The 21,229-nt window shown below is 39.2% G+C and carries 20 protein-coding genes and 2 tRNA genes; 12 read left to right on the top strand and 10 right to left on the bottom strand.

What is annotated here, in order from left to right; all coding sequences use genetic code 11:
* The first annotated feature begins 104 nt into the window (after nucleotides 1-104).
* The 4 genes from HX129_RS09155 (at nucleotide 105) to HX129_RS09140 (ending at nucleotide 2,747) form a co-directional block, all read left to right on the top strand.
* Nucleotides 105-1,055 carry a homoserine kinase gene (locus HX129_RS09155; protein ID WP_286434907.1) on the top strand — a complete coding sequence of 317 codons (951 nt, stop codon included), beginning with the start codon at nucleotides 105-107 and terminating at the stop codon, nucleotides 1,053-1,055.
* Nucleotides 1,056-1,309: 254 nt separating this feature from the next.
* Nucleotides 1,310-1,936, top strand: coding sequence for a DUF1294 domain-containing protein (locus tag HX129_RS09150; RefSeq protein WP_130072311.1), 627 nt, complete (start codon nucleotides 1,310-1,312; stop codon nucleotides 1,934-1,936).
* Between the two features lie 33 nt (nucleotides 1,937-1,969).
* Entirely contained in the window at nucleotides 1,970-2,362 is a 393-nt protein-coding gene (locus HX129_RS09145) for a DUF4870 family protein (protein ID WP_174493902.1), read from the top strand.
* A 67-nt stretch (nucleotides 2,363-2,429) separates the two neighbouring features.
* Nucleotides 2,430-2,747 carry an antibiotic biosynthesis monooxygenase family protein gene (locus tag HX129_RS09140; protein WP_286434906.1) on the top strand — a complete coding sequence of 106 codons (318 nt, stop codon included), beginning with the start codon at nucleotides 2,430-2,432 and terminating at the stop codon, nucleotides 2,745-2,747.
* Here HX129_RS09140 and HX129_RS09135 read toward each other — a convergent pair.
* The 3 genes from HX129_RS09135 to HX129_RS09125 form a co-directional block, all read right to left on the bottom strand.
* Entirely contained in the window at nucleotides 2,739-3,653 is a 915-nt protein-coding gene (locus HX129_RS09135; RefSeq protein WP_286434905.1) for a DMT family transporter, read from the bottom strand. The two genes, HX129_RS09140 and HX129_RS09135, sit on opposite strands and share 9 nt — an antisense overlap.
* A gap of 311 nt (nucleotides 3,654-3,964) precedes the next feature.
* On the bottom strand, nucleotides 3,965-4,696 hold the full coding sequence (gene hisA, locus HX129_RS09130; protein ID WP_130072307.1) for a 1-(5-phosphoribosyl)-5-[(5-phosphoribosylamino)methylideneamino]imidazole-4-carboxamide isomerase: 732 nt from the start codon (nucleotides 4,694-4,696) through the stop codon (nucleotides 3,965-3,967).
* Nucleotides 4,697-4,764: 68 nt separating this feature from the next.
* Nucleotides 4,765-5,439, bottom strand: coding sequence for a 3'-5' exonuclease (locus HX129_RS09125; RefSeq protein WP_286434903.1), 675 nt, complete (start codon nucleotides 5,437-5,439; stop codon nucleotides 4,765-4,767).
* An 88-nt stretch (nucleotides 5,440-5,527) separates the two neighbouring features.
* Here HX129_RS09125 and HX129_RS09120 point away from each other — a divergent pair, with 88 nt between their 5' ends.
* Entirely contained in the window at nucleotides 5,528-5,950 is a 423-nt protein-coding gene (locus HX129_RS09120) for a transcriptional regulator (RefSeq protein WP_174493900.1), read from the top strand.
* A gap of 202 nt (nucleotides 5,951-6,152) precedes the next feature.
* On the opposite strand, the gene HX129_RS09115 is transcribed toward HX129_RS09120, so the two are convergent.
* From HX129_RS09115 to hisB, 3 genes are all read right to left on the bottom strand, one after another.
* Nucleotides 6,153-6,713 (bottom strand): DUF805 domain-containing protein, encoded by a 561-nt coding sequence (locus HX129_RS09115; protein WP_180047088.1) that lies wholly within the window; start codon nucleotides 6,711-6,713, stop codon nucleotides 6,153-6,155.
* Between the two features lie 182 nt (nucleotides 6,714-6,895).
* Nucleotides 6,896-7,513 carry an imidazole glycerol phosphate synthase subunit HisH gene (hisH, locus tag HX129_RS09110; RefSeq protein ID WP_174493898.1) on the bottom strand — a complete coding sequence of 206 codons (618 nt, stop codon included), beginning with the start codon at nucleotides 7,511-7,513 and terminating at the stop codon, nucleotides 6,896-6,898.
* The gene (gene hisB / locus HX129_RS09105) at nucleotides 7,513-8,106 is read right to left on the bottom strand and encodes an imidazoleglycerol-phosphate dehydratase HisB (RefSeq protein ID WP_130072302.1); all 594 of its coding nucleotides are present in this window, start codon (nucleotides 8,104-8,106) and stop codon (nucleotides 7,513-7,515) included. The genes hisH and hisB overlap by 1 nt, the downstream gene beginning before the upstream one ends.
* A gap of 103 nt (nucleotides 8,107-8,209) precedes the next feature.
* On the opposite strand from hisB, the gene HX129_RS09100 reads away from it, so the two are divergent.
* From HX129_RS09100 to HX129_RS09080, 5 genes are all read left to right on the top strand, one after another.
* Nucleotides 8,210-8,587: a GNAT family N-acetyltransferase gene (locus tag HX129_RS09100; protein WP_130072301.1), complete on the top strand. Its 378-nt coding sequence runs from the start codon at nucleotides 8,210-8,212 to the stop codon at nucleotides 8,585-8,587.
* Between the two features lie 151 nt (nucleotides 8,588-8,738).
* Nucleotides 8,739-8,814: transfer RNA gene (locus HX129_RS09095), tRNA-Phe, on the top strand.
* 136 nt (nucleotides 8,815-8,950) lie between these two features.
* Nucleotides 8,951-9,026: transfer RNA gene (locus tag HX129_RS09090), tRNA-Phe, on the top strand.
* A 206-nt stretch (nucleotides 9,027-9,232) separates the two neighbouring features.
* Nucleotides 9,233-9,994, top strand: a complete 762-nt coding sequence (locus tag HX129_RS09085) for a class I SAM-dependent methyltransferase (RefSeq protein WP_286434901.1) — start codon at nucleotides 9,233-9,235, stop codon at nucleotides 9,992-9,994.
* Nucleotides 9,995-10,079: 85 nt separating this feature from the next.
* Nucleotides 10,080-11,351 (top strand): OmpP1/FadL family transporter, encoded by a 1,272-nt coding sequence (locus tag HX129_RS09080; protein WP_286434900.1) that lies wholly within the window; start codon nucleotides 10,080-10,082, stop codon nucleotides 11,349-11,351.
* 124 nt (nucleotides 11,352-11,475) lie between these two features.
* On the opposite strand, the gene HX129_RS09075 is transcribed toward HX129_RS09080, so the two are convergent.
* A complete protein-coding gene (locus HX129_RS09075; RefSeq protein ID WP_107007185.1) occupies nucleotides 11,476-11,895 on the bottom strand; it encodes a GNAT family acetyltransferase in 420 nt (139 codons plus the stop codon).
* 220 nt (nucleotides 11,896-12,115) lie between these two features.
* Between HX129_RS09075 and HX129_RS09070 the strand changes: the two genes are divergently transcribed.
* Complete coding sequence (locus HX129_RS09070; RefSeq protein WP_502872651.1) at nucleotides 12,116-13,753, top strand: GMC family oxidoreductase; 1,638 nt, start codon at nucleotides 12,116-12,118, stop codon at nucleotides 13,751-13,753.
* Between the two features lie 137 nt (nucleotides 13,754-13,890).
* On the opposite strand, the gene scpC is transcribed toward HX129_RS09070, so the two are convergent.
* The 3 genes from scpC to ompR all read right to left on the bottom strand — a co-directional run bounded on the left by scpC (nucleotide 13,891) and on the right by ompR (nucleotide 18,219).
* Entirely contained in the window at nucleotides 13,891-15,411 is a 1,521-nt protein-coding gene (gene scpC, locus HX129_RS09065; protein WP_174493893.1) for a succinyl-CoA:acetate CoA-transferase ScpC, read from the bottom strand.
* 205 nt (nucleotides 15,412-15,616) lie between these two features.
* A complete protein-coding gene (locus HX129_RS09060; RefSeq protein ID WP_130072296.1) occupies nucleotides 15,617-17,077 on the bottom strand; it encodes an ATP-binding protein in 1,461 nt (486 codons plus the stop codon).
* 377 nt (nucleotides 17,078-17,454) lie between these two features.
* The gene (ompR, locus tag HX129_RS09055; protein ID WP_111858908.1) at nucleotides 17,455-18,219 is read right to left on the bottom strand and encodes an osmolarity response regulator transcription factor OmpR; all 765 of its coding nucleotides are present in this window, start codon (nucleotides 18,217-18,219) and stop codon (nucleotides 17,455-17,457) included.
* Nucleotides 18,220-18,838: 619 nt separating this feature from the next.
* On the opposite strand from ompR, the gene HX129_RS09050 reads away from it, so the two are divergent.
* Entirely contained in the window at nucleotides 18,839-21,220 is a 2,382-nt protein-coding gene (locus tag HX129_RS09050) for a Tex family protein (protein ID WP_286434898.1), read from the top strand.
* The last annotated feature ends 9 nt before the right edge of the window (nucleotides 21,221-21,229 follow it).

Here is a 21,229-nt window from a genome sequence, read left to right as displayed (position 1 = left end):
CAAAAATAACAGCCGATTATGAAACTGAAGGGTGTAGGTGCTACACCTAAAACCTGAGAGAGGGTATTCTATCAAAATTATGTAAGTTTTTTCGCAGGTTTTGTATGTCGGTTTATACCACTTTGAGTTTACAGGAAGTTCAAGCTTTCGCAGCACCTTATGGATTGGAGGTGATTGAGCTGAATCCGATTCAAGGCGGCATTCAAAATACCAACTATTTTATTGTCTGCGCAAATGGTTCACAGTTTGTTTTGACCTTGTTTGAAAATATGGATGCACAAGCCGCAGGTGAGTTAGTGCCTGTGCTTGAACATTTAGGGCAGCATGATTTACCTGTTCCTGTGCCGTTGAAACATTCAGGCCAGTCGATTCACCATTTAAAAGATAAACCCGCACAGATAGCCCCACGCATGCTGGGCAACCACCCGATACCTGCCAGTTTGGCACAAGCTGAAGCCATCGCAATTGCGCAAGCAAAAATGCATGTGGCATTACAAAATTTTGCATTAACACGTAGCAGTGTACGTGACCATGATTATTGGTATCAGGTGGCACGCCAGATTCGCCCAAGCTTAGATATAGCAGACCAAACATTGCTGAATAATTTGTTGGGACTGTATGAAGCTTTAACAGCAATGTATCCAAATCGTCCGAAAGGTTTTATTCATTCAGATTTATTTCGTGACAATACCTTATTTGATGGCGATCAACTCAACGGTATTTTAGATTTTTATGAATTAAATCATGATGAATTACTGTTTGATATTGCGATTACTTTAAATGATTTCTGTACTGAATATCCTGATGTTGCATTGAATGAAGACAAAGCCATTGCCTTTTTAAATGCATACGAAACAATACGTCCTTTAACGGCAGATGAAAAAGCCTGTTTAGAGTTGTATTTGGCAATGGCAGCAGGGCGTTTTTGGATGATGCGTTTACAGGTGGCGCAGATGAATGAAGCTGAAGGACGTACAGGCGAGGATATTTTGCAGAAAAATCCTTTAGAAATGCGTAATATGCTGGTAGAAAGATTGAAGTTTGTAACTGCTTAATTGTCATGATTTTGAATTGTATTCTTTTAATGGATTAGATTTCTTGCGTAAGTCGATTTGTGATTGAGATTGAATGCACAGTCTTGCGGAATATCTTCCTCACCTCTCCTTTTTAAGGAGAGGGTTTATATGAAAAATCCCCCCATCTTCTTGTGCTACGCTCATCTTACAGGGAGAAGGGACTTTTCAATTCATGGTTATTTTTGACTTTTGCAAGAGAACTATTATTTTTTCTTAATATTTGGAAAATAGAAATGCGCGATCAAGGACGTTTAGTCGAATGGTTTGATGACAAAGGCTATGGCTTTATTCAACCCAATGATGAAGCCAAGGGGCGAGTCTTTCTACATATCAAAGACTTTGCACAAAAAGGACCACGACCAATTTTGGGTTGTGCTCTAGAATATAACGTTCAGGTCGATGCCAATGGACGTTATAAAGCAACACAAGTGGGTTATTTAAAAGCGTCACAAACCCAAAAGAGTGCTAAACCTAAAAATCAAAACTCAGCCAAATCAGTACAGAAAATACAACCGATGCAGGTTTTGTGTATTACCTATATTGTTATTTTGGCTGGATTGACGGTGATTGGTTGGTTCAGTGGCATGATTTTATTATTGATCAGTATCATCAATGCCATGACCTATTGGTTCTATGCGCAAGACAAAGAGGCAGCGCAACAGGGCAATCGCCGTGTACCTGAAAATACTTTACATATTTTCTCATTTTTGGGTGGGTGGCCTGCGGCATGGTTGGCACAGCAACGTTTACGACATAAAACACAAAAACAACCGTTTAGAAAAATTTATTTCTGTACTATATTTTTGAATATTTTATTGATTTTATGGCTCATTTCACCTTTGAACGTATTTAAAATTTAAAGATGAGCAGTTGCCTTTATTGAGGATATAACAATGAATAGTTACACAGACACAAATAACAGCAAATCACTGACTTTGATCTTATATATTCTTTATATTATTGGAATTTTTTCAGCAGGCATTTTGGTGCTGATTGCTTTGATCATTAACTATGTCAAATTGGATTCTGTACGTGGCACGATATATGAAAGTCATTTTAAATGGCAAATTCGTACCTTTTGGGGGTATCTAATTTGGACAGTTTTGGCATTTGTACCTTTTATTTTTCTATTTTTTACCACCGATAATGTCAACGCTTTTGCGGGTGTGGCTTTAGGTGCATCTATTTTTTGTGGTGCGGTATTATTTTTCTCTTGGATTTGGATTGTATATCGGGCGATTCGTGGGATTGTCGCTTTGAATGATGATCGTGCTTTGCCTATTTAATGTATTTTAAAAATAAAAACAAGCCTGTCGCTTAGAAGTGACATGTTGAACAATAGTAGCACTCAACATGATTATAGAACACGTTCATTTACAGATTAAGCCTGAACAAAGTCAGGCTTTTGAAGCTGCATTTCAGCAAGCAAAGGCATTTATTTATCCGATGTCGGGCTTAAATGCGGTGCAATTGATTAAAAATATTCAGGATTCACACCGTTATATTTTATTGGTATTTTGGGACAAGCTTGAAGACCATACTGAGGGGTTTCGTCAATCTGCTGAATATCAACAATGGAAAGCATTATTGCACCCATTTTATGATCCGATACCTCAAGTTGAGTATTATCAGCCGTGTATGTTGTTGGAGAAGAAAGAGCCATCACGATGATGAACGTGATTGATTGTTTTGTAATTTTGATTTCTCCAAAAACTTTGGTCGCCATTCACTGATGATCACACCCATCACGACCAATAACCCTCCCAATAAAGCCAAAGCAGATAAACGCTCACCTGCCATACGTCCAAACACGGCTGCCCATACAGGTTCACCCGCATAAATAATGGCAGCTTGTGAGGGATCAACTCTGCGCTGTGCCCAATTCATGACCAATTGAATCCCTGCACTTGCACAGCCTAAAGCACAGAGTACTGCCCATAATTGCCAATGAAATTGTGGCATGTAGTGTTCACCTACCAAGGGGGCAATCATAAAACAGAGGAGCGAAGCAAAAATCAGTTGAAGTACAGTGACTCGATGCACATTTACCTGACCTGCAAAGTGGCTGATCAAAATAATTTCGAAAGCAATAGCAATCGAACCCAGCAGGGTAATGATTTGTCCAAAATGTAGATGAATCGCCCCAAAACCATTGCCTGTTAAAAATACTAAACCCAAAAATGCCAAAAGTACGCCAAGCCAAGTCATGACATGTGGCACATTCTTAAAAATGAACCACATTAAAATCGGGACTAAAGGGACATAGAGGGCAGTCAAAAAAGCGGATTCACTACTACTCATGGTTTTTAAACCAAGCGTTTGTAGTCCATAGCCTAAGGCAATCACTAAGCCGATACAAAAGCCTGCAAAGATTTCCTTACGGTTAAAACCTTTTAAATGTTTCCATGATAAAGCAATGACGGCAATGGCTGCGGCTGCAAAACGTAAGGCGACAAATAAAATCGGACTACTGAAATTTAAGCCGTATTGCACAGTGATAAAACTACCACCCCAAATGATGGTAATAAAGATTAAAGCCAGTTGGGGTGCTTTAGGGAAGCGGGTTGGGTTAAACATAGCATGGGGAAGAACTTAACAAGGCTGTAGTTTAACATGCTCTATTTCTTTGTCAGATCAGACCTATAGTAAGAAAATAAATAAAATTATTAAAAATCAGAGTGATATTTTACACATCATATCGTGTGTTAAAAAAATAAATTTGAAGTATAAATGGAAGCATTGGGTTGGTAATTTCATTTGTTGATGTGCGCCCCATCTACGCATGATTGTATGACTGAACTCAGTCAATGGGTGAATAGACAGTTTAATTGATAAATAAAAAAGAGGTCATATTGACCTCTTTTTTACATGTATTTTATTTGGAATAATTACAATGCTTGTTCATCTAATAACAATTGTGCTTCACGAAGGTTTAAAGTCCCTTCATAAATTGCACGACCTGTAATCGCACCTAAAATGCCTGGTTGACCTTTCAAGTTACGTACGTCATCAAGATTGGTCACACCACCTGAAGCAATCACAGGAAGACCAGAATAGGTTGCAAGATGAACAGTTTGTTCAACGTTTACACCTTGCATCATGCCATCACGCGCAATGTCAGTGTATACAATGCTAGAAACGCCTGCATCAGCAAAACGTTTAGCTAAATCAGTCGCTTTTACATCAGTGACATTTGCCCAACCATCTGTTGCAACCATGCCATTCATGGCATCGATCCCGACAATGATATGACCTGCAAATTTCTTGCATGCTTCTTCAACAAATTCAGGTTCTTTCACAGCTTTTGTACCAATGATGACAAAAGATACGCCTGCATCTAAATAATGCTCAATGGTTTCAAGTGAACGAATACCACCACCGATTTGAATTGGTAAATCAGGTTGTGCTTTAGCAATCGCTTCAACCACAGGTTTGTGAATAGGTGTACCTGCGAAAGCACCATTTAAATCAACCAAATGCAAACGGCGTGCGCCTTCATTTACCCAATGTTGTGCAGTTGCTACAGGATCGTCAGAAAATACAGTATCGTCTTCCATACGCCCTTGTTTTAAACGGACACATTTACCATCTTTCAGGTCAATTGCAGGGATGATCAGCATGCTTTCGCTCCTTGCCCAATCTCATCAAAATTTATTGAGGCTCATCTTAGCAAAAACTTGATCATTTTCTAAGTGATAGTTTTCGCTTTATTCGGGCGAATTCTTAATTTTAGTGAAGTATTGGGAATGCTTGTTGGTAATAAGCCTAAACGCAGCAATTCCTCAAAAATCAACACAGCTGCATAAGTATCGGCTGCAGCATATTCAATTTGTGGCGTGGTTAAGGTTTTTCGAGCCCAATTTGAGGTGCTGACCGATTTGCTTTTAGGGAAATTGACTTTAAATAACAATGCCATGGCATTTTTAATCCCCACAGGATTATTGAAACCAAAACTTTTAAAACATTTAGAGAGTTCAATGATGCTGTATAGCTCAATGCCTTTTTTTCGAAACAAATGTGCATCATTTTTGAGACCAAAACCCACTTTGATTTGATCTTTATTTTCAAAAATGGGTTTTAAAAAATTTAGAATTTCATCTGAAACTTGAAATAAATAGGCTTTTTCAAAGGTTGCTAACTGAATTAAATGTGGTCCTGTTTGTACATCATCTTTATGAAAGGTGGGCTTAGACTCACTGTCAAAACCCAAAACTGCTGCTATTTTAAGCTCCGCTTCGATGTTTTGACATTGTTGCACTGTCTTGATCACCACAATATTTTCCAATGCAATATTTTGAAAACGAGGCAAACTTTGGATGTATTCTTTGCTTGGCAAAGCAGAAATAGGCAGTTCCACAGACATTCAGCACATTAAAAATTCATCGTATTGTTATAACAAACTTAGATAAAAGGTGGTAGCTTTGTGAGGTGAGTAATTGGGAGGATAGGTCATGGCTGAAAAAGAGGATGATCTTTTAATTGAAGGCGCAAAACGTTTAAAGCAGTTGATTCAGGACAAAAATATTAAAGCCACTGACATTGTGAATATTTTAGAAAGCTCTAAAGGCACGATGAGCAAATGGTTGCAACACTCAACACCTTCTAGTGCGCAAAGTTTAATTGAATTGGCGCGTTTGGTGGGTATGACTGAGCGTTGGAACAGTGAAATAAAACAACAAAACCAACAAGATCAGGCTGATTTGGTCAATAAAGCTTATGTTGCATCTGAAGTAGATTTAAGCCAAGCCACCATGGAGCAGCTGATGGGAGAAATCAAAGACCGTTATGCAGCTTTAAACTTAAAAGCGGAAATTAAAATTAGTGTAGAGCCTTTAGAAGGCGGCTTTGTGACGAAAAATGAGTCAAATCATTAAGCGCTGAAGGCTTTAAGTGATCATTGATTAAAGAAAAATAGAATCGGTATCACGTAGTATCTTTGAATGATGATAAAAAATTGGCAGACCTGTGTGATGTGCAATTTTTGAAATTCAGACCCAATGTTATAAGTATATCAATCAAGTCAAATACATTGGCTTGATTGATATTCAAATGAAAAATATTGATGATAATGCAGTATTATTCTGAATATTCAGATGTTTGTTCTAGTTGCATTTGTTCCATCTGCATACGCATCGCTTCTGCATTTTTGACATAACTCTGATAAGCAGGAATCGCAACAGCAACCGTTAAAATAAGGCTCAGTGGAATCATAACGATATAAATCCAGCCTAAAACTTTTTCCCAGCCACGTGTTAGGCGAGGCGCACCATAATTATTATTGCCTTCATCGCCTTTGGCACAGGAAATATAAATCCAAAAAAATATCCCGACCAAGGGTATTAATAACACCAATGACAGCCAACCAGTTTTATTGAGATCATGCAAACGACGTATCGCAAAAATATAAGTAAAATAAAGCAGAATGATATAAATCAAAATGATAGGTACAAAAAAGCCAAGTGATGGACTTGCGCCATAGGACATATTTGCCATCATATTCGGTACGATGAATGCAGCGAGAACACCGCAGAACATCAAAAAGAAGCCGAGTAGCATATTCCAAGCAAGATAGGATAAACGCCCAAAGCGTCCGTTTGCGCTCAGACCCGAGTCGCTAGATTGAATATTATTGTTCATTTTTTACTCAATTGAGATGGATAGAAAAAGTATTTATTAAAATTTAAACGTATGTTTTGTTTTAAATTTGATTAAATGTTAAACAAAAAATAAAATAAATCAAATTAAGATTTTAATTTTTAGATGAAATTACGACTCAAGCTGAGCCAAATGATATTGGCTCAACTCAAATGGGCTCAACTTTAAATATCCCATTCCACAAAGTTTTTGAGCAATTGCAAACCTGCTGTATGACTTTTTTCAGGATGGAACTGGGTTGCGAACAAGTTTTCTTTATGGATAGCTGTACAGAACTCTAAGCCATAATCACAAGTCGCAGCCACTAAGTTTTGATCTTTGGGTTCTACATAATAACTGTGCACGAAATAGAAACGCGCATCCTGATCAATATCTTTCCACATTGGATGAGAAGGATCAGCTTGATGCACTTGGTTCCAACCCATATGTGGAACTTTTAAATTTTCAATTTCAGGAAAATGCTTTACAGAACCTGCAAAGATACCTAAAGCCTCAGTACCACCATTTTCTTCTGAAGATTGCATCAAAGCTTGCATACCGACACAAATCGCAAGCACAGGTTTGTTAAATACAGCATGACGTACGACTTCATCAATACCTGCTTCACGCATGCCTTGCATACAGTCGCGCATTGCACCTACGCCTGGGAATACAATTTTATCTGCTTGAGCAATCAGCTTGGGATCATTGGTCACATCCACCGTTGCACCGACATGTTCAAGTGCTTTTGCTGCTGAGTGAAGATTTCCCATGCCATAGTCAAGAAGGGCAATACGGGTCATTACAATGTTCCTTTCGTAGAAGCGACTTTATCTTCAGCACGTGGGTCAATTTCACATGCCATACGCAGTGCGCGCGCAAATGCTTTAAATACACTTTCAATTTGGTGATGGCTATTTTTGCCTTTCAAATTATCGATATGTAGTGTCATCAGTGCGTGATTCACAAAGCCTTGGAAAAACTCAGAGAATAAATCGACATCGAATGTACCAATGCGCGCACGTGTAAATGGAATATCCATCCATAAACCTGGACGACCAGACAAGTCCACGACAACACGGCTTAAAGATTCATCTAGCGGTGCATAAAAATGACCATAACGTTTTAAGCCTTTTTTATCGCCGAGTGCTTGGGCAAACGCCTGTCCTAAAGTGATTCCGCAATCTTCCACAGTGTGGTGATCGTCGATTTCTAAGTCACCATCACAGTGAATATCAATGTCAAATAAACCATGACGCTTGATTTGATCAATCATATGGTCTAAAAATGGAACACCTGTATTGAGCGTGCCTTGACCTGTACCATCAAGATTCACTCGAACTCGAATTTTGGTTTCGTTGGTGTTTCTTACCACTTCACTGATACGTTGTGCCATAGACACGTTCCTCAAAAAACGTCAAAAATTAAAAGTTTGATGTAAAAGATGTTTCGCTGTGACGAAAGTGACAGCATATTAGATTGCTCAGGAGGGTTAATCAATGCCTATAACCGTACATGCTAAAACTTCACTTGAAAATGACGAAGTTCGTAATCAACTTGAGCGCCTCTACGACACTAGTCCAGAATTTGCCGATGGTAAAGATGCCATTGAACAACTTGAGCAAAACTTAGCTCAGTATACCCTACTTTACGTTGCAGAATTTAATACCAAAATTATTGGTGCAATTTGGTGTACGGGGCAAGGTGAAAGCAAAACCTTAGAAAATATTGTGGTACATCCAGCAAATCGTGGGCGTGGTGTTGCAGAACGCTTAGTGGAAGAAGCGTGCCGCCTTGAAGAAGAGAAGGGCGTGAAGAAATTTGAACCAGGCTGTGGTGCAATCCATCGGTGTTTGGCACACATCGATAAACTCTAATTTGTGTATTTTATGAAAAGCAGCTCTATTGGCTGCTTTTTTATTGTTTCTAAATACAAATGGTCATATTGCTGTAAAAATAGACTAATGAATCAATTTTTTCATTCAAGACTTGACGGCAAAAGCATTAAACTGTTTAATACGCTCCATCGGCGTGATAGCTCAGTAGGTAGAGCAACGGATTGAAAATCCGTGTGTCCCCAGTTCGATCCTGGGTCTCGCCACCATATTTAAAAACCGTATTTACGATTTCAATCTCTGATCCCATCAGAGATTTTTTTTGAGTAAAATTTACTCGAATGAATAAAAAAGTAATGATTTATATTGACTAATTTATTCAGATACGGCTTAATACACCCCATCGGCGTGATAGCTCAGTCGGTAGAGCAACGGATTGAAAATCCGTGTGTCCCCAGTTCGATCCTGGGTCTCGCCACCATATTTAAAAAAGCTCTAAATATAAATTTAGAGCTTTTTTTTGTTTAAAATTTTTAGAAAAGTTTTGAACTGGTTTTATCATCACGATATCTTTTTATTTGAAGATGAACGCGACAATAAAGCTTTATCTTGTTAGACAATATAATTTGTATCTCACCAAATTATGCGTATATTAATAAAATGAGAAATATATCACATATTAAAAAAATGAAAGATCTATTTTCAAAAGACAGTCAACTTTATCAACAAGCTCGACCAAGTTACCCGCAAGAGGTATTGCAGGAAATATTACAATATGTACCTGTGAAAAATTTTGCTTGGGATGCAGGTGCGGGATCAGGACAATTTACCCAGTTACTTGCCCCTTATTTTGATCATATTGTGGCAACAGATATAAGTGCCAATCAATTACAATTCGCTCCTTATTTTGAAAATGTTAGTTATCAGGTACAAGCGTCAGAACAAACTTCTTTTGTAGATAAGAGCTTTGATTTAATTACTGTTGCACAGGCGATCCATTGGTTTGATTTTGAAAAATTTTATAAAGAAGTTTATCGTACACTGAAGCCTACAGGGGTACTTGCGGTCATTGGTTATGGTATGATTTGTGTGCAGCAGGATAATGTTCAGCAGCAGATTCAAACACTTTATTTCGAAAAATTAAAAGGTTATTGGGATAGTGAGCGTCATTATATTGATGAAGGGTATAAAACAATACCTTTTCCATTTGAAGAAATAGCGATCTGTGCATTTAAGATTCAATATCAATGGCCGGCTGCACAATTGTTGAAATATTTATCCACATGGTCAGCAGTAAAACATTATTGTGAAAAAAATCAAGATCATCCATTGGTTGATTTGGCTGAAGTACTCAATGTTGAAAATGAAGATTTGGTTGTAGAGTTTCCTGTTTACTTGAGAATAGGGAAATTAAAAACATTAAAGAAAAAACGCTTTATGAAAAAATAGAATAAACATGTTAATTTATTTTTGATTACAAGATATACCTTCAACAATATACTAAGAAATATATTATTGTTAGATAAGATGAATCATGAAAGCTACATATCAACTATTACCGTTAGCTTTATTTGTATCTTTATTAAGTTCTACGGCGTATGCAACAACAGGTTATTTTATGCATGGCTATGGCGTAAAAGCACAAGGCAATGCTGGAACTTCAATTGCACAATTTCAGGATGCTTTGACCATTGCCAATAACCCTGCGGGTTTAAGTTGGATGGGTGATCGTGTCGATGTCGGGGCAACCATTTTTTCTCCTGACCGTTCTGCTCAAATCAGCGGCAATCAAATGCCTCAAGGTTATCCCAATGCCAATGGTAATTATGATGGCAATGGGCGTCAGTATTTTGTTTTACCTGAATTGGCTGTGAATCATCAAGTGAATGATCAGGTGGCTTTGGGTCTTGCGATTTATGGAAATGGCGGCATGAATACGGGCTATAAGCAAAATCCGTATGCGGCATTTGGCAATCAGGGCACTGCTGGTGTCGATTTGACCCAAGTCTTTATTTCACCTGCAGTTTCATGGAAATATGCAAAAAATCAATCGATTGGTGTGGCGACCAATATTCTGTATCAGCGTTTTGAAGCTAAAGGTATAGGGGCTTTTGCGGGCTATTCTCAAGATGGTCAAAATTTAAGTAATCGTGGTAAAGATGACGCAACTGGCATTGGTGCACGCATTGGTTGGACGGGACAGTTTTTTGATGATCGTTTAACTTTAGGGGCAAGTTATTCATCTAAAATCAATGCAGATCGCTTTAAAAAATATCAGGGTTTATTTGCAGAACAAGGTGATTTTGATGTGCCTGAAAGTTATGGCATTGGTGCAGCAGTCAAAGTCACACCGAAGTTAACTGTAGCAGCGGATGTACAGCGAATTAATTATTCAGATGTGGACTCTGTTGGTCATTCATTTGATGTTGAACAGTTACAACAAGGTCATGTCTTTGGTTCGGACAACGGTCCTGGTTTTGGTTGGGATGATATCAATGTTTATAAAGTTGGTGTGAGCTATCAGGCACATCCTAAGCTGACTTTACGTGCAGGCTATAGCCATAATGATCAACCGGTTTGGGACAGTGAAGTGTTTTTAAATGTGCTAGCTCCGGGTGTGGTGCGTGATCATCTGAGCGTAGGTGCGACGTATAATATTGATCCGCATCAGGAAATTAGTGTTGCTTATACACATGCTTTGGAGGATGAAGTAAAAGGTCCGATTTCACCGGCATTTGGTGGGGGTGAAGCGAAGCTGCAAATGAGTCAGGATATTTTGGGTTTATCTTATGGTTATAAGTTTTAAGGGTTTTATTTAAGCTGTCCATTTTATCGAGTTTGGATCTCATCAAATTTGTAATGAAAGTTCCCTCTCCTTTTTAAAGGAGAGGGTTAGGGTGAGGATTTTTTTGAAATACCCTCTTTATTTTTCAATCCTGAATCAAACGTTTGCCTAAACAGACCACTTCAATTTCTTCATAGCCCAATTGTTCATAAAAACTTTGTACATCAATATTTTCTTTACGAATCAAAAGCTGAAGTTTTGGGCAACCGAGTGCGATTAAACGTTTTTCTAATTGTTGAATCAGTGCAGTTGCCACACCATTGCGCTGTGCATGTGGGTGAACCGCTAAATAATTTACCCAACCACGATGCCCGTCATAGCCACCCATGACGGTTGCAATGAGTTGCTCATCTTTGACAGCCAATAAAAACAAACCATCTTGCTGCGCTGTTTTGCGGAAAATATCAATTTCAGGATTATTCCACGGACGGGTTAAATCGCAGAGCTCCCAAAGGGCGATGACATTTTCCAGATCATTTTCCTGAAACTGACGAATCATAAACATAAGGTGTACTGACCTCTTGTTTTTAAATGTTATTTGCTACAGATTAATCGAAAATTTAGACAATGATAAGTGTGATTTTTATACAATTGAATCGAAAAATTATTTTTGCACATCATCATAATTGTTGAATTGTTCGGCTGAAATGATTCTTTAAACAGCAAATATGTGCATAATGAAAAAAAGCGTAAATTTAAAACAACAAGGATATCATGTGAATAAAATGGAATTTGATTACATCATCATTGGTGGGGGGAGCTCAGGCTGTGTCTTAGCTGGGCGTTTATCGGAAGACCCAAATGTCTCGGTCTGTTTACTTGAAGTTGGTGGCGGCGGTGATGGCTGGAAAGTTGAAGTGCCATGCGCAGCGGTGATCAGCATTCCCACAAAAATCAATAATTGGGCATTTGAAACGGTACCCCAAAAAGGACTGAATGGACGCAAGGGCTATCAGCCCCGTGGTAAGTGTTTAGGGGGTTCATCTGCGATTAATGCCATGGTGTATATCCGTGGCAATGCACAGGATTATGATCATTGGGCAGCCTTGGGTAATGAGGGATGGTCGTATCAGGATGTCTTGCCCTATTTTATAAAATCTGAGAATAATCAGCGTATTCACAATGCCTATCATGGCAATGATGGTCCATTATCTGTTACCGATTTACAAAGTGAAAATCCTTTACAAGCGCGCTATTTGGCTGCGGCAAAAGAGCAAGGCTATAAAATTTTAGATGATTTTAATGGTGCAGAACAAGAGGGCTTAGGCGTTTATCAGGTCACACACATCAATGGTGAGCGTTGCAGTTCAGCGCGGGCGTATTTATTTCCGCATCGTGAGCGTAAAAATTTAACAGTTGAAACTCATGCCCAGACCCAACGGATTTTGATTGAAAATGGTGTCGCTGTCGGCGTGGAATATAAACAAGCGGGACAAGTGAAGCAAATCTATGCACGCCGTGAAGTGTTACTGAGTGCAGGTGCGATGCAATCCCCACAGATTTTGATGTTGTCAGGGGTGGGTGATCAGCATGAGTTGATGGAACATGGCATTGAAGTGAAAAAGCATTTGCCGGGTGTGGGTAAAAATTTTCACGATCATCCTGACTTTATTTTTGGTTATAAAGTCGATGCAATCTCGGGTACTTTTGGTTTGTCCTTGAAAGGTTCTATAGATTTATGGGGGCAAATTCAGCGTTATCGTAAGGAACGCAAGGGGCTTATTAGTACTAATTTTGCTGAGTGTGGCGGTTTTTTAAAAAGTTCGCCTGAACAAACTTTACCGAATTTGCAGCTACATTTTGTCGTGGCACTTGTTGATAATCATGCACGTACTATGCATATGGGACATGGGATTTCCTGCCATGTATGTTTGTTGAATCCAAAAAGCCGTGGCACGATTAAAATCAGTGGGGCGAGTATTGATGATCCATTATTGATTGACCCTAATTTTTATAATGATGAGTCTGACTTGGAAGAAATGGTCAAAGGATTCAAGCTGACTCAAAAATTGATGCAGTCGAATGCCTTTAAAGACATCATTAAAAAAGATTTATTCACTGCGGATGTGCAAACGGATGAAGAGATTCGCCATATTCTTAGAGAGCGTTCAGATACGGTATATCATCCTGTCGGAAGTTGTAAGATGGGGGTAGATGATATGGCGGTTGTCGATGCACGTCTGCGTGTTTATGGCATTCAAAACTTGCGAGTGGTCGATGCCTCGATTATGCCAACGGTGGTCAATGGCAATACCAATGCGCCTGCAATCATGATTGCTGAAAAAGCCGTCGCGATGATTCGTCAGGATCAGGCGAGTGTCGCGTTTATTGACAAGAAAGTACGGGTCGGTGAAGTTGCATAATTGAGATTGATCAATATTGAAAAGTCCTCTTTCCCTTTGGGAGAGAGTTAGAGAGAGGGGCATATCAATTATCTCCCATTTGTGCAATAAAAAACGCCCTCACGGGCGTTTCTTATTTCAACTCAAAATTCAACATCTTAAGCAGATTTTTTCTCTTGAGTTTGTGCAGTCAACATATGACCTGTTTCTTCAAAGTTAGAGTGCCAAGAAAGTGCTTCACGGAGAATGTGAGGAGTTTGACCACCTTTTTCACATGCACGATCAAAGTAATCATTCAATGCATCACGGTACATTGGGTGCGCACAGTTATCGATGATGGCACGAGCACGTTCACGAGGCGCTAAACCACGTAAGTCTGCAAGACCTTGTTCAGTCACAAGGATGTCAACGTCATGTTCTGCATGGTCAACGTGAGAAGCAAATGGGACAACAGAAGAAATGTCGCCACCTTTTGCAATCGATTTGGTTACGAAAATTGCAAGGTGCGCATTACGTGCGAAGTCACCTGAACCACCGATCCCGTTCATCATTTTTGTACCACATACATGCGTCGAGTTTACGTTGCCGTAAATATCAAACTCAAGTGCAGTGTTGATCCCGATGATGCCTAAACGACGAACCAATTCAGGATGGTTTGAAATTTCCTGTGGACGTAATACTAGTTTGTCTTTGTATTGTTCAAGGTTATTAAATACTTTTTCGCCATATTTAGCAGAAAGCGTAATTGAAGAACCTGAAGCAAATTTCATTTTACCCGCATCGATTAATTCGAACGTACAGTCTTGAAGTACTTCTGAATACATCACTAAGTCTTCGAAGTTAGATTCTTTAAGACCTGTTAATACTGCATTAGCAATCGAACCGATACCTGCTTGTAATGGACCTAAGTCTTTTGGTAGACGACCTTCAGCCACTTCTTTTTCAAAGAAAGCAATCAAGTGGTTTGCAATGCCTTGAGTCTCGTCATCTGGTTGAGTCACAGTAGATGGAGAGTCATGCAAATCATTATTAAATACAATACCTACAATTTTTGAAGGGTCGATATTGATTGCAGGTGTACCAATGCGTTCATCTACGTGAGTCAATGGAATTGGCTGACGTGTTGGGCGATAGGTTGGAATATAAATATCGTGTAAGCCTTCGAAAGCAGGGCTTAAATTGGTGTTGATTTCAACAATCACTTTTTCAGCAAAAATAGCAAAGCTAGCAGAGTTACCCACAGATGTTGTTGGGATGATGCCGCCATCTTCAGTGATTGCAACAGCTTCAATCACAGCCACATCAGGTTTTTTCAACTGAAGATTACGCATTTGCTCAACAGTTTCAGACAAGTGTTGATCGATGAACATCACTTCGCCTTTGTTGATGGCTTTACGTAGTGTGTTATCGACTTGGAAAGGTAAACGACGTGCTAAAACGCCAGCTTCCGTCAATTTTTTGTCAAGATCGTTACCCAGACTTGCGCCTGTGATTAAGGTGATTTTTAACGGATTTTTTTCCGCTTGTGCTACGAGTGCCAAAGGTACAGCTTTCGCTTCACCTGCACGGGTAAAACCACTCATCCCAACAGTCATGCCATCTTGGATAAAGGTGGCTGCTTGTTCTGCGCTCATCACTTTATTGTGCAGTGATGCTAAACGAATACGATCTAAAGACATGGTTTACGCTCAATTCTTGTTCAAAACTAGACGGATTGTACCGCCCTAAAAGTAAATTGTGCATGCCTCTAATGCTAAGGTCTAATTTTTTCACTAAATGTGGGTATAAAATTTAATGATGGTTTTTAAGTTGTTATTTCGCAAGGAAATAATAGTCACTGTTCGGAAAACAAACAAAGCTAAGTGTTTGTTTATTGAGCAATAGTTAAAAACGATCACTCAATGTTTGCTTAATCTTTTGAATTGGATTATTTACGATATTTTCTTCTGGCTCTGGTGATGAAATAGGTAAGGAAATAATTGCTTGTAGACCACCTTCAGAACGATTGTGAATCTGTAATTCACCTTGGTGAATGTCAACAATTCGTTTCACGATTGCTAAACCTAAGCCACTGCCTTGAACAGTTCTTGCGGCATTGCCACGTACAAAAGGTTGCATGAGATCTGCAATTTGGTCTTCAGGAATCCCTTCACCATGATCAGACACACTGATTTTAATTTTCTCATCTTCTACATATGCTGCAAGTTCAATCGGTTCAGCACCGTAGCGTTTTGAGTTATTAATCAAGTTACCAATCAGACGTTTTAAAGATAAGGATCGAGCTGAAATTTTCGGAATTTCTTGAGGGGTGAAGCGAATATCGAGAGGTTTAAACTGAATACTTAGCTCTTGCAACAGGCTATTAATATCAGTTTCTTGTAATTCTTCATCAGAACCATCTCGCATATAGGAAATAAATTGGTTCAAAATCGCATCCATATCCTCAACATCATAAATTAAGCCCTCTTTTAAAAAGTCTTCATCAGGCATCATTTCAGCACTGAGACGGATACGGGTCAGTGGAGTGCGTAAGTCATGAGAAATCCCTGCGAGCATGATTTGGCGATCACGTTCAGTTTGCTCTAAAGTATAAATCATATGGTTAAAGGCTTGATTGACCTCACGAATTTCTTGTGGTCCATGATTGGTTTCGAGATAGGGCGCTTTTCCTGTTTTACTATAATTATTTGCCGCATTTTGCAACCGGCGTAATGGGCGATTGAGCTGTCTCACCAAGGTTAAAATAATGGCTGCAGCAATCAATGGAACGCCCAATAACCAACCCAAAATCAGCTCAGGACTATAGTTGGCATACGTTTTTAGGGGTTCACGAACCCAGTTGCCATTCATTTCAGGGGTTTGCACCCAAATCCGTGGGCTAGGCTTAAATTGGAAGTAAACGGTTACATCTTTGAGGCCAAGTTCTTGAGCGAGTTGATGCTCAATGCGATTGGTAAAGAAATCTGCAATGATTTTATCTTTTACATTCGGATATTCATTTGGGTCTGTAATGTATTCGACACCTACACGTTGTTTGAGCCATTCATCAATATCAAGTTGAACCTCATCATGATAAATTTGCAAGCGTGGATTATTTACCATTTCTAATTCAACGGCTAAAAAGCGTGCATGTTGTTGAATTTCAGGTAAATATAAAGTTTTCCAAAAGAACCATAAAGACATAAATAAACTGAAAAATACCACAAATAAAACCAAAACCGTGGTACGCATGGCTGCAGAACGCGGCTTGATTTTGTCAAGAAAGCGTTCCCAAGGCGTACGTTTCTTTTCTTGATAAGCAGAAAATTCAGAAAAAGCTTGTGGATCGATTGGGTCTAATTTCACAGAGGCATTCCCATGCTGTGCAATATTTTGATTGATTTCAGTGTAATGTACGTGGCGTTTAGGTCAAGCTCAAAAATGTTCGCTTATGCGTGTTTAAGCCGTTGCTGATCGCCAATAGTAAGATTGAAATGATCTAAACCTCAACTTAAAATAATAGCAATCAGATTGGTCAAAATTAACTTATTAAATAAAATCAAAGTGCTTAAGCTAAATAAAAGTCATGAGCTAATGAGAAAAAGTTGATCAAATGCAAAACTATAATGATTGTTATAGGTGGAAATTGATCAATCTAAAAGCAAAAAATGCTGATGATATTCAAGCTAGAGAAGATGATCAGCACTTTTTTAAACAGATTCATAGCAATGAATTAGAGTGACTTATTCAGCACCATCTGGAACGAAGACATAACCCACACCCCAAACCGTCTGAATATAACGTGCACGAGCAGGATTTTCTTCAATCAAGCGGCGTAAACGTGAGACTTGCACATCAATAGAACGCTCCATTGCGCCCCATTCACGACCACGGGCAAGATTCATCAATTTATCGCGAGTCAAAGGTTCACGTGGATGTTGAACCAATGCCTTAAGCACGGCAAATTCACCCGTAGTTAATGTCACTACTTGACCTTCACGGGTTAGGGTACGTGTAGATAAATCTAATGACCATGGACCAAATGACACAACTTCTACGTTTTGACTTGGTGCACCAGGTACTTCACGCACTTGACGGCGCAGTACTGCACGGATACGTGCCAATAATTCATTTGGATTAAATGGTTTTGGTAAATAGTCATCTGCGCCCGCTTCTAAGCCAGCAATACGGTCAGAATCGCTACCACGTGCTGTGAGCATAATAATTGGGGTGTCGATATTAGACTGACGTAAACGACGACAAATGCTTAAACCGTCTTCTACAGGCAGCATAAAATCGAGCACAATCAGTGAAAATAATTCACGTTGTAATAAACGATCCATTTGGGTGGCATCGTGGGCAGTTTTAACCACAAAGCCTTTATCTTCCAAAAAGCGCTGCAAAAGGGTACGCAAACGTACATCATCATCGACCACTAAAATGCGTTCGACTCGGTCAGTTTCGTTTTGTACGACATCAGTATTTTCAGCAGGTACAACCAAACTCATGATGCACTCCCTTAATGTTATCAATTATAAATATTGGTATATCTCAGTATAATGCCTAAGTTCTTGTTAAGACTATGTATCAATTTGCTCAAAATTACAATTTTAAGCCCGATTTGAAACCAAATAACAACATCTATCAATCATTGTGAGCTTCATTTGTTTATACGTAAAAAAGTGCTTGATATGCAAATAAAATTTTCGTGAATTTAAATGGTTTGGCTAAATTTTATAAAATGTTGGCAAGACTGAAGAAAAACCTCATTTTTTACATTTGCTTGAACATTTTTGAGTATTTATCAAAAAACAACGTTTTGTAAAAAGGCGTTATGGAGATACGGCATGATTTGTCATTTTAAAAATCAAAAATCATCTAGGAATATACGTTGAGACTTGATAAACAAAGCTTTAACACAGTTTAGAACTTGGCTTCTTCTAAAGTAGATGGGGATAAAACATCATTTTTTCAAGCCTTATTTTGCTTAAATACGGCGTGAAAACTGACTAAATCTATACTTTTATCATTTTTTTCATTGGAAAATTGCAAAACAATTGTGGATTTTATGGTCTTGGTCTTTATAATCACTAACTTTTAGTCCTTATCCTTGTGGAATTAAATACGATGACTGACGTAGTTCAGCAGTTGGCAAGTGAGCTTGCCGTACGTCCAAACCAAGTAGAAGCTGCCATTCAACTGATTGATGAAGGTGCCAGTGTTCCATTTATCGCACGTTACCGTAAAGAAGTGACGCAAGGCTTAGACGACGCGCAGTTACGCCAACTCGACACACGCTTAACATATTTACGTGATTTGTATGAGCGCCGTGAAAAAGTGATCGAATCACTGAAAGAACAAGACAAACTTTCTGATGACTTACTTGCACGTGTGAACGCTGCGGAAACAAAAAATGCATTAGAAGAAATTTATGCGCCTTATCGTCCAAAACGTACCAGTAAGTCGTTTAAAGCGAAAGAAGCAGGTTTAGGTCCGATTGCTGAGAAAATTCTCAGTGAAAATGTTGACCCTACAGAAGCATTAGCAGGCTTTAGCCATGAAGACTATGCAGATCTTGACAGCCAGCTGGATGCAATTCAACACATCATTATTGACGATTGGGCACAAAATATTGCGTTAACGACTGAGTTAAAAGCAACATTTGCCAAAACAGCAGTCCTTAAAAGTCTAGTGGCAAGTGATGAGAAAAAAGAAGTCGGTAAAAAATTCCGAGATTACTTCGATTTCTCTGAAAATTTAAATAAAGTCCCTTCACATCGTTTATTGGCAATGTTACGTGGTCGTCAAGAAAATGTCTTGGGCTTAAAAGTTGATGGGCAAGATGATGCACCATTGGCACGTATTGAAACTGAATATGATCTTGAAACGGCACAACCACAGACTCGTCAGGATTTCTTAAAACAAACTGCAAAATTATTCTGGCTCGGTAAAGTACGTCCGACGATTGAACATTCATTATTGACAGAAAAACGTCTTGCTGCTGAAGCAGAAGCGATGAATGTATTTGCAGAAAACCTACGTCATTTATTGTTGTCTGCACCTGCGGGTTCGCGTTGTACTTTGGGTGTAGACCCTGGTATTCGCACAGGTGTAAAACTTGCAGTTGTGAATGAGTCTGGTGATGTCGTTGCACATAGTGTCATTTATCCATTTGCACCAAAAGAAGATAAAGAGGGTTCAATCACGGAACTTGCACGTCTATGCCGTGAATTCAATGTTGACCTGATTGCCATTGGTAATGGTACTGCAAGCCGTGAAACAGAAGCGGTGATCGCAGAGATGATGACTGCAAATTCTGACTTGAAATTGACTCGTGTAACTGTATCTGAAGCAGGTGCATCGGTGTATTCAGCTTCTGAATTGGCATCGAATGAGTTGCCTGATTTAGATGTGTCGATTCGTGGTGCAGTTTCAATTGCACGTCGTTTGCAAGATCCTTTAGCAGAGCTTGTGAAAATTGATCCAAAATCAATTGGTGTGGGGCAGTACCAACACGATGTTAACCAAACAGGTTTGGCAAAAACCCTTGAAGCGGTTGTTGAAGACTGTGTGAACTCTGTGGGTGTTGATGTCAATACGGCATCTGCTGCGATCTTGGGTTATATCGCGGGTTTAAACAAAGCGATTGCACAGCAAATTGTCGATTTCCGTAAAGAAAATGGTCGTTTTGACAACCGTCAAGCCTTGAAAAATGTACCTCGTTTGGGTGAGCGTACCTTTGAACAAGCTGCAGGTTTCTTGCGGATTCAGGACGGCTCAGAGCCGCTAGACGCTTCGGCTGTACACCCTGAATCATATGGTTTGGTGAACAGAATTGTGGAAGCGAAAGCAACCACAGTGAAAGATATTATTGGTAATACCGAAATCATTCGCCAAGTTAAAGCAGAAGATTTTGCAGATGACAAATTTGGTTTACCAACCATTCAAGACGTCTTGAGCGAACTTGAAAAACCAGGTCGTGATCCACGTCCTGAATTCCGTACAGCAAAATTCCGTGATGATATTACTGAAGTGGGTCAGCTTGCAGAAGGTATGCAACTTGAAGGTGTCATTACCAATGTCACTAACTTTGGTGCATTCGTGGATGTGGGTGTGCATCAAGATGGCTTAGTGCATATCTCTGAATTGGCAAATGAATTTGTATCTGATCCACATAAAGTGGTTCGTCCAGGTCAAATCGTACAAGTGCGTGTATTGACTGTAGATGCTGAGCGTAATCGTGTGAATTTGTCAATGCGTCCTGAGGGTTCAGAAGCACCTGCAAAAGCACCACGTCAAAAACGTGAGTTCAATAATGCCCATGGCGAACAACGTGGTGAGCGCAAACCTCAAGGCAAACGCCCACAAGGTGATCGTCCGCATCATCGTCATGACCATAAAGACAAACCACGTCAAGACAAGAAACCGCAAGCTGCGAAACCACAAGAAAATAAAATCGGTGGTTTAGGTGCGTTGTTATTACAAGCAGGGATTAAAGGTTCAAAATAAGTTTGAATC

The organism is Acinetobacter sp. 251-1, from assembly GCF_030329305.1.
Lineage (GTDB): Bacteria > Pseudomonadota > Gammaproteobacteria > Pseudomonadales > Moraxellaceae > Acinetobacter > Acinetobacter piscicola_A.
Note: the sequence above shows the minus strand (reverse complement) of the source record. Positions and strands in the feature narration are given on the sequence as shown.

Excerpts from the sequence above, each read along its gene's own strand:
- HX129_RS09100 (WP_130072301.1), top strand. The coding sequence starts at position 8,210 with ATGCCTATAACCGTACATGCTAAAACTTCACTTGAAAATGACGAAGTT.
- HX129_RS09070 (WP_502872651.1), top strand. The coding sequence starts at position 12,116 with ATGGAATTTGATTACATCATCATTGGTGGGGGGAGCTCAGGCTGTGTC.
- HX129_RS09075 (WP_107007185.1), bottom strand. The coding sequence starts at position 11,895 with ATGTTTATGATTCGTCAGTTTCAGGAAAATGATCTGGAAAATGTCATC.
- HX129_RS09085 (WP_286434901.1), top strand. The coding sequence starts at position 9,233 with ATGAAAGATCTATTTTCAAAAGACAGTCAACTTTATCAACAAGCTCGA.
- scpC (WP_174493893.1), bottom strand. The coding sequence starts at position 15,411 with ATGTCTTTAGATCGTATTCGTTTAGCATCACTGCACAATAAAGTGATG.
- ompR (WP_111858908.1), bottom strand. The coding sequence starts at position 18,219 with ATGAGTTTGGTTGTACCTGCTGAAAATACTGATGTCGTACAAAACGAA.
- HX129_RS09145 (WP_174493902.1), top strand. The coding sequence starts at position 1,970 with ATGAATAGTTACACAGACACAAATAACAGCAAATCACTGACTTTGATC.
- HX129_RS09080 (WP_286434900.1), top strand. The coding sequence starts at position 10,080 with ATGAAAGCTACATATCAACTATTACCGTTAGCTTTATTTGTATCTTTA.
- hisA (WP_130072307.1), bottom strand. The coding sequence starts at position 4,696 with ATGCTGATCATCCCTGCAATTGACCTGAAAGATGGTAAATGTGTCCGT.
- hisB (WP_130072302.1), bottom strand. The coding sequence starts at position 8,106 with ATGGCACAACGTATCAGTGAAGTGGTAAGAAACACCAACGAAACCAAA.
- HX129_RS09120 (WP_174493900.1), top strand. The coding sequence starts at position 5,528 with ATGGCTGAAAAAGAGGATGATCTTTTAATTGAAGGCGCAAAACGTTTA.
- HX129_RS09125 (WP_286434903.1), bottom strand. The coding sequence starts at position 5,439 with ATGTCTGTGGAACTGCCTATTTCTGCTTTGCCAAGCAAAGAATACATC.
- HX129_RS09115 (WP_180047088.1), bottom strand. The coding sequence starts at position 6,713 with ATGAACAATAATATTCAATCTAGCGACTCGGGTCTGAGCGCAAACGGA.
- HX129_RS09155 (WP_286434907.1), top strand. The coding sequence starts at position 105 with ATGTCGGTTTATACCACTTTGAGTTTACAGGAAGTTCAAGCTTTCGCA.
- HX129_RS09050 (WP_286434898.1), top strand. The coding sequence starts at position 18,839 with ATGACTGACGTAGTTCAGCAGTTGGCAAGTGAGCTTGCCGTACGTCCA.
- hisH (WP_174493898.1), bottom strand. The coding sequence starts at position 7,513 with ATGACCCGTATTGCCCTTCTTGACTATGGCATGGGAAATCTTCACTCA.
- HX129_RS09150 (WP_130072311.1), top strand. The coding sequence starts at position 1,310 with ATGCGCGATCAAGGACGTTTAGTCGAATGGTTTGATGACAAAGGCTAT.
- HX129_RS09135 (WP_286434905.1), bottom strand. The coding sequence starts at position 3,653 with ATGTTTAACCCAACCCGCTTCCCTAAAGCACCCCAACTGGCTTTAATC.
- HX129_RS09140 (WP_286434906.1), top strand. The coding sequence starts at position 2,430 with ATGATTATAGAACACGTTCATTTACAGATTAAGCCTGAACAAAGTCAG.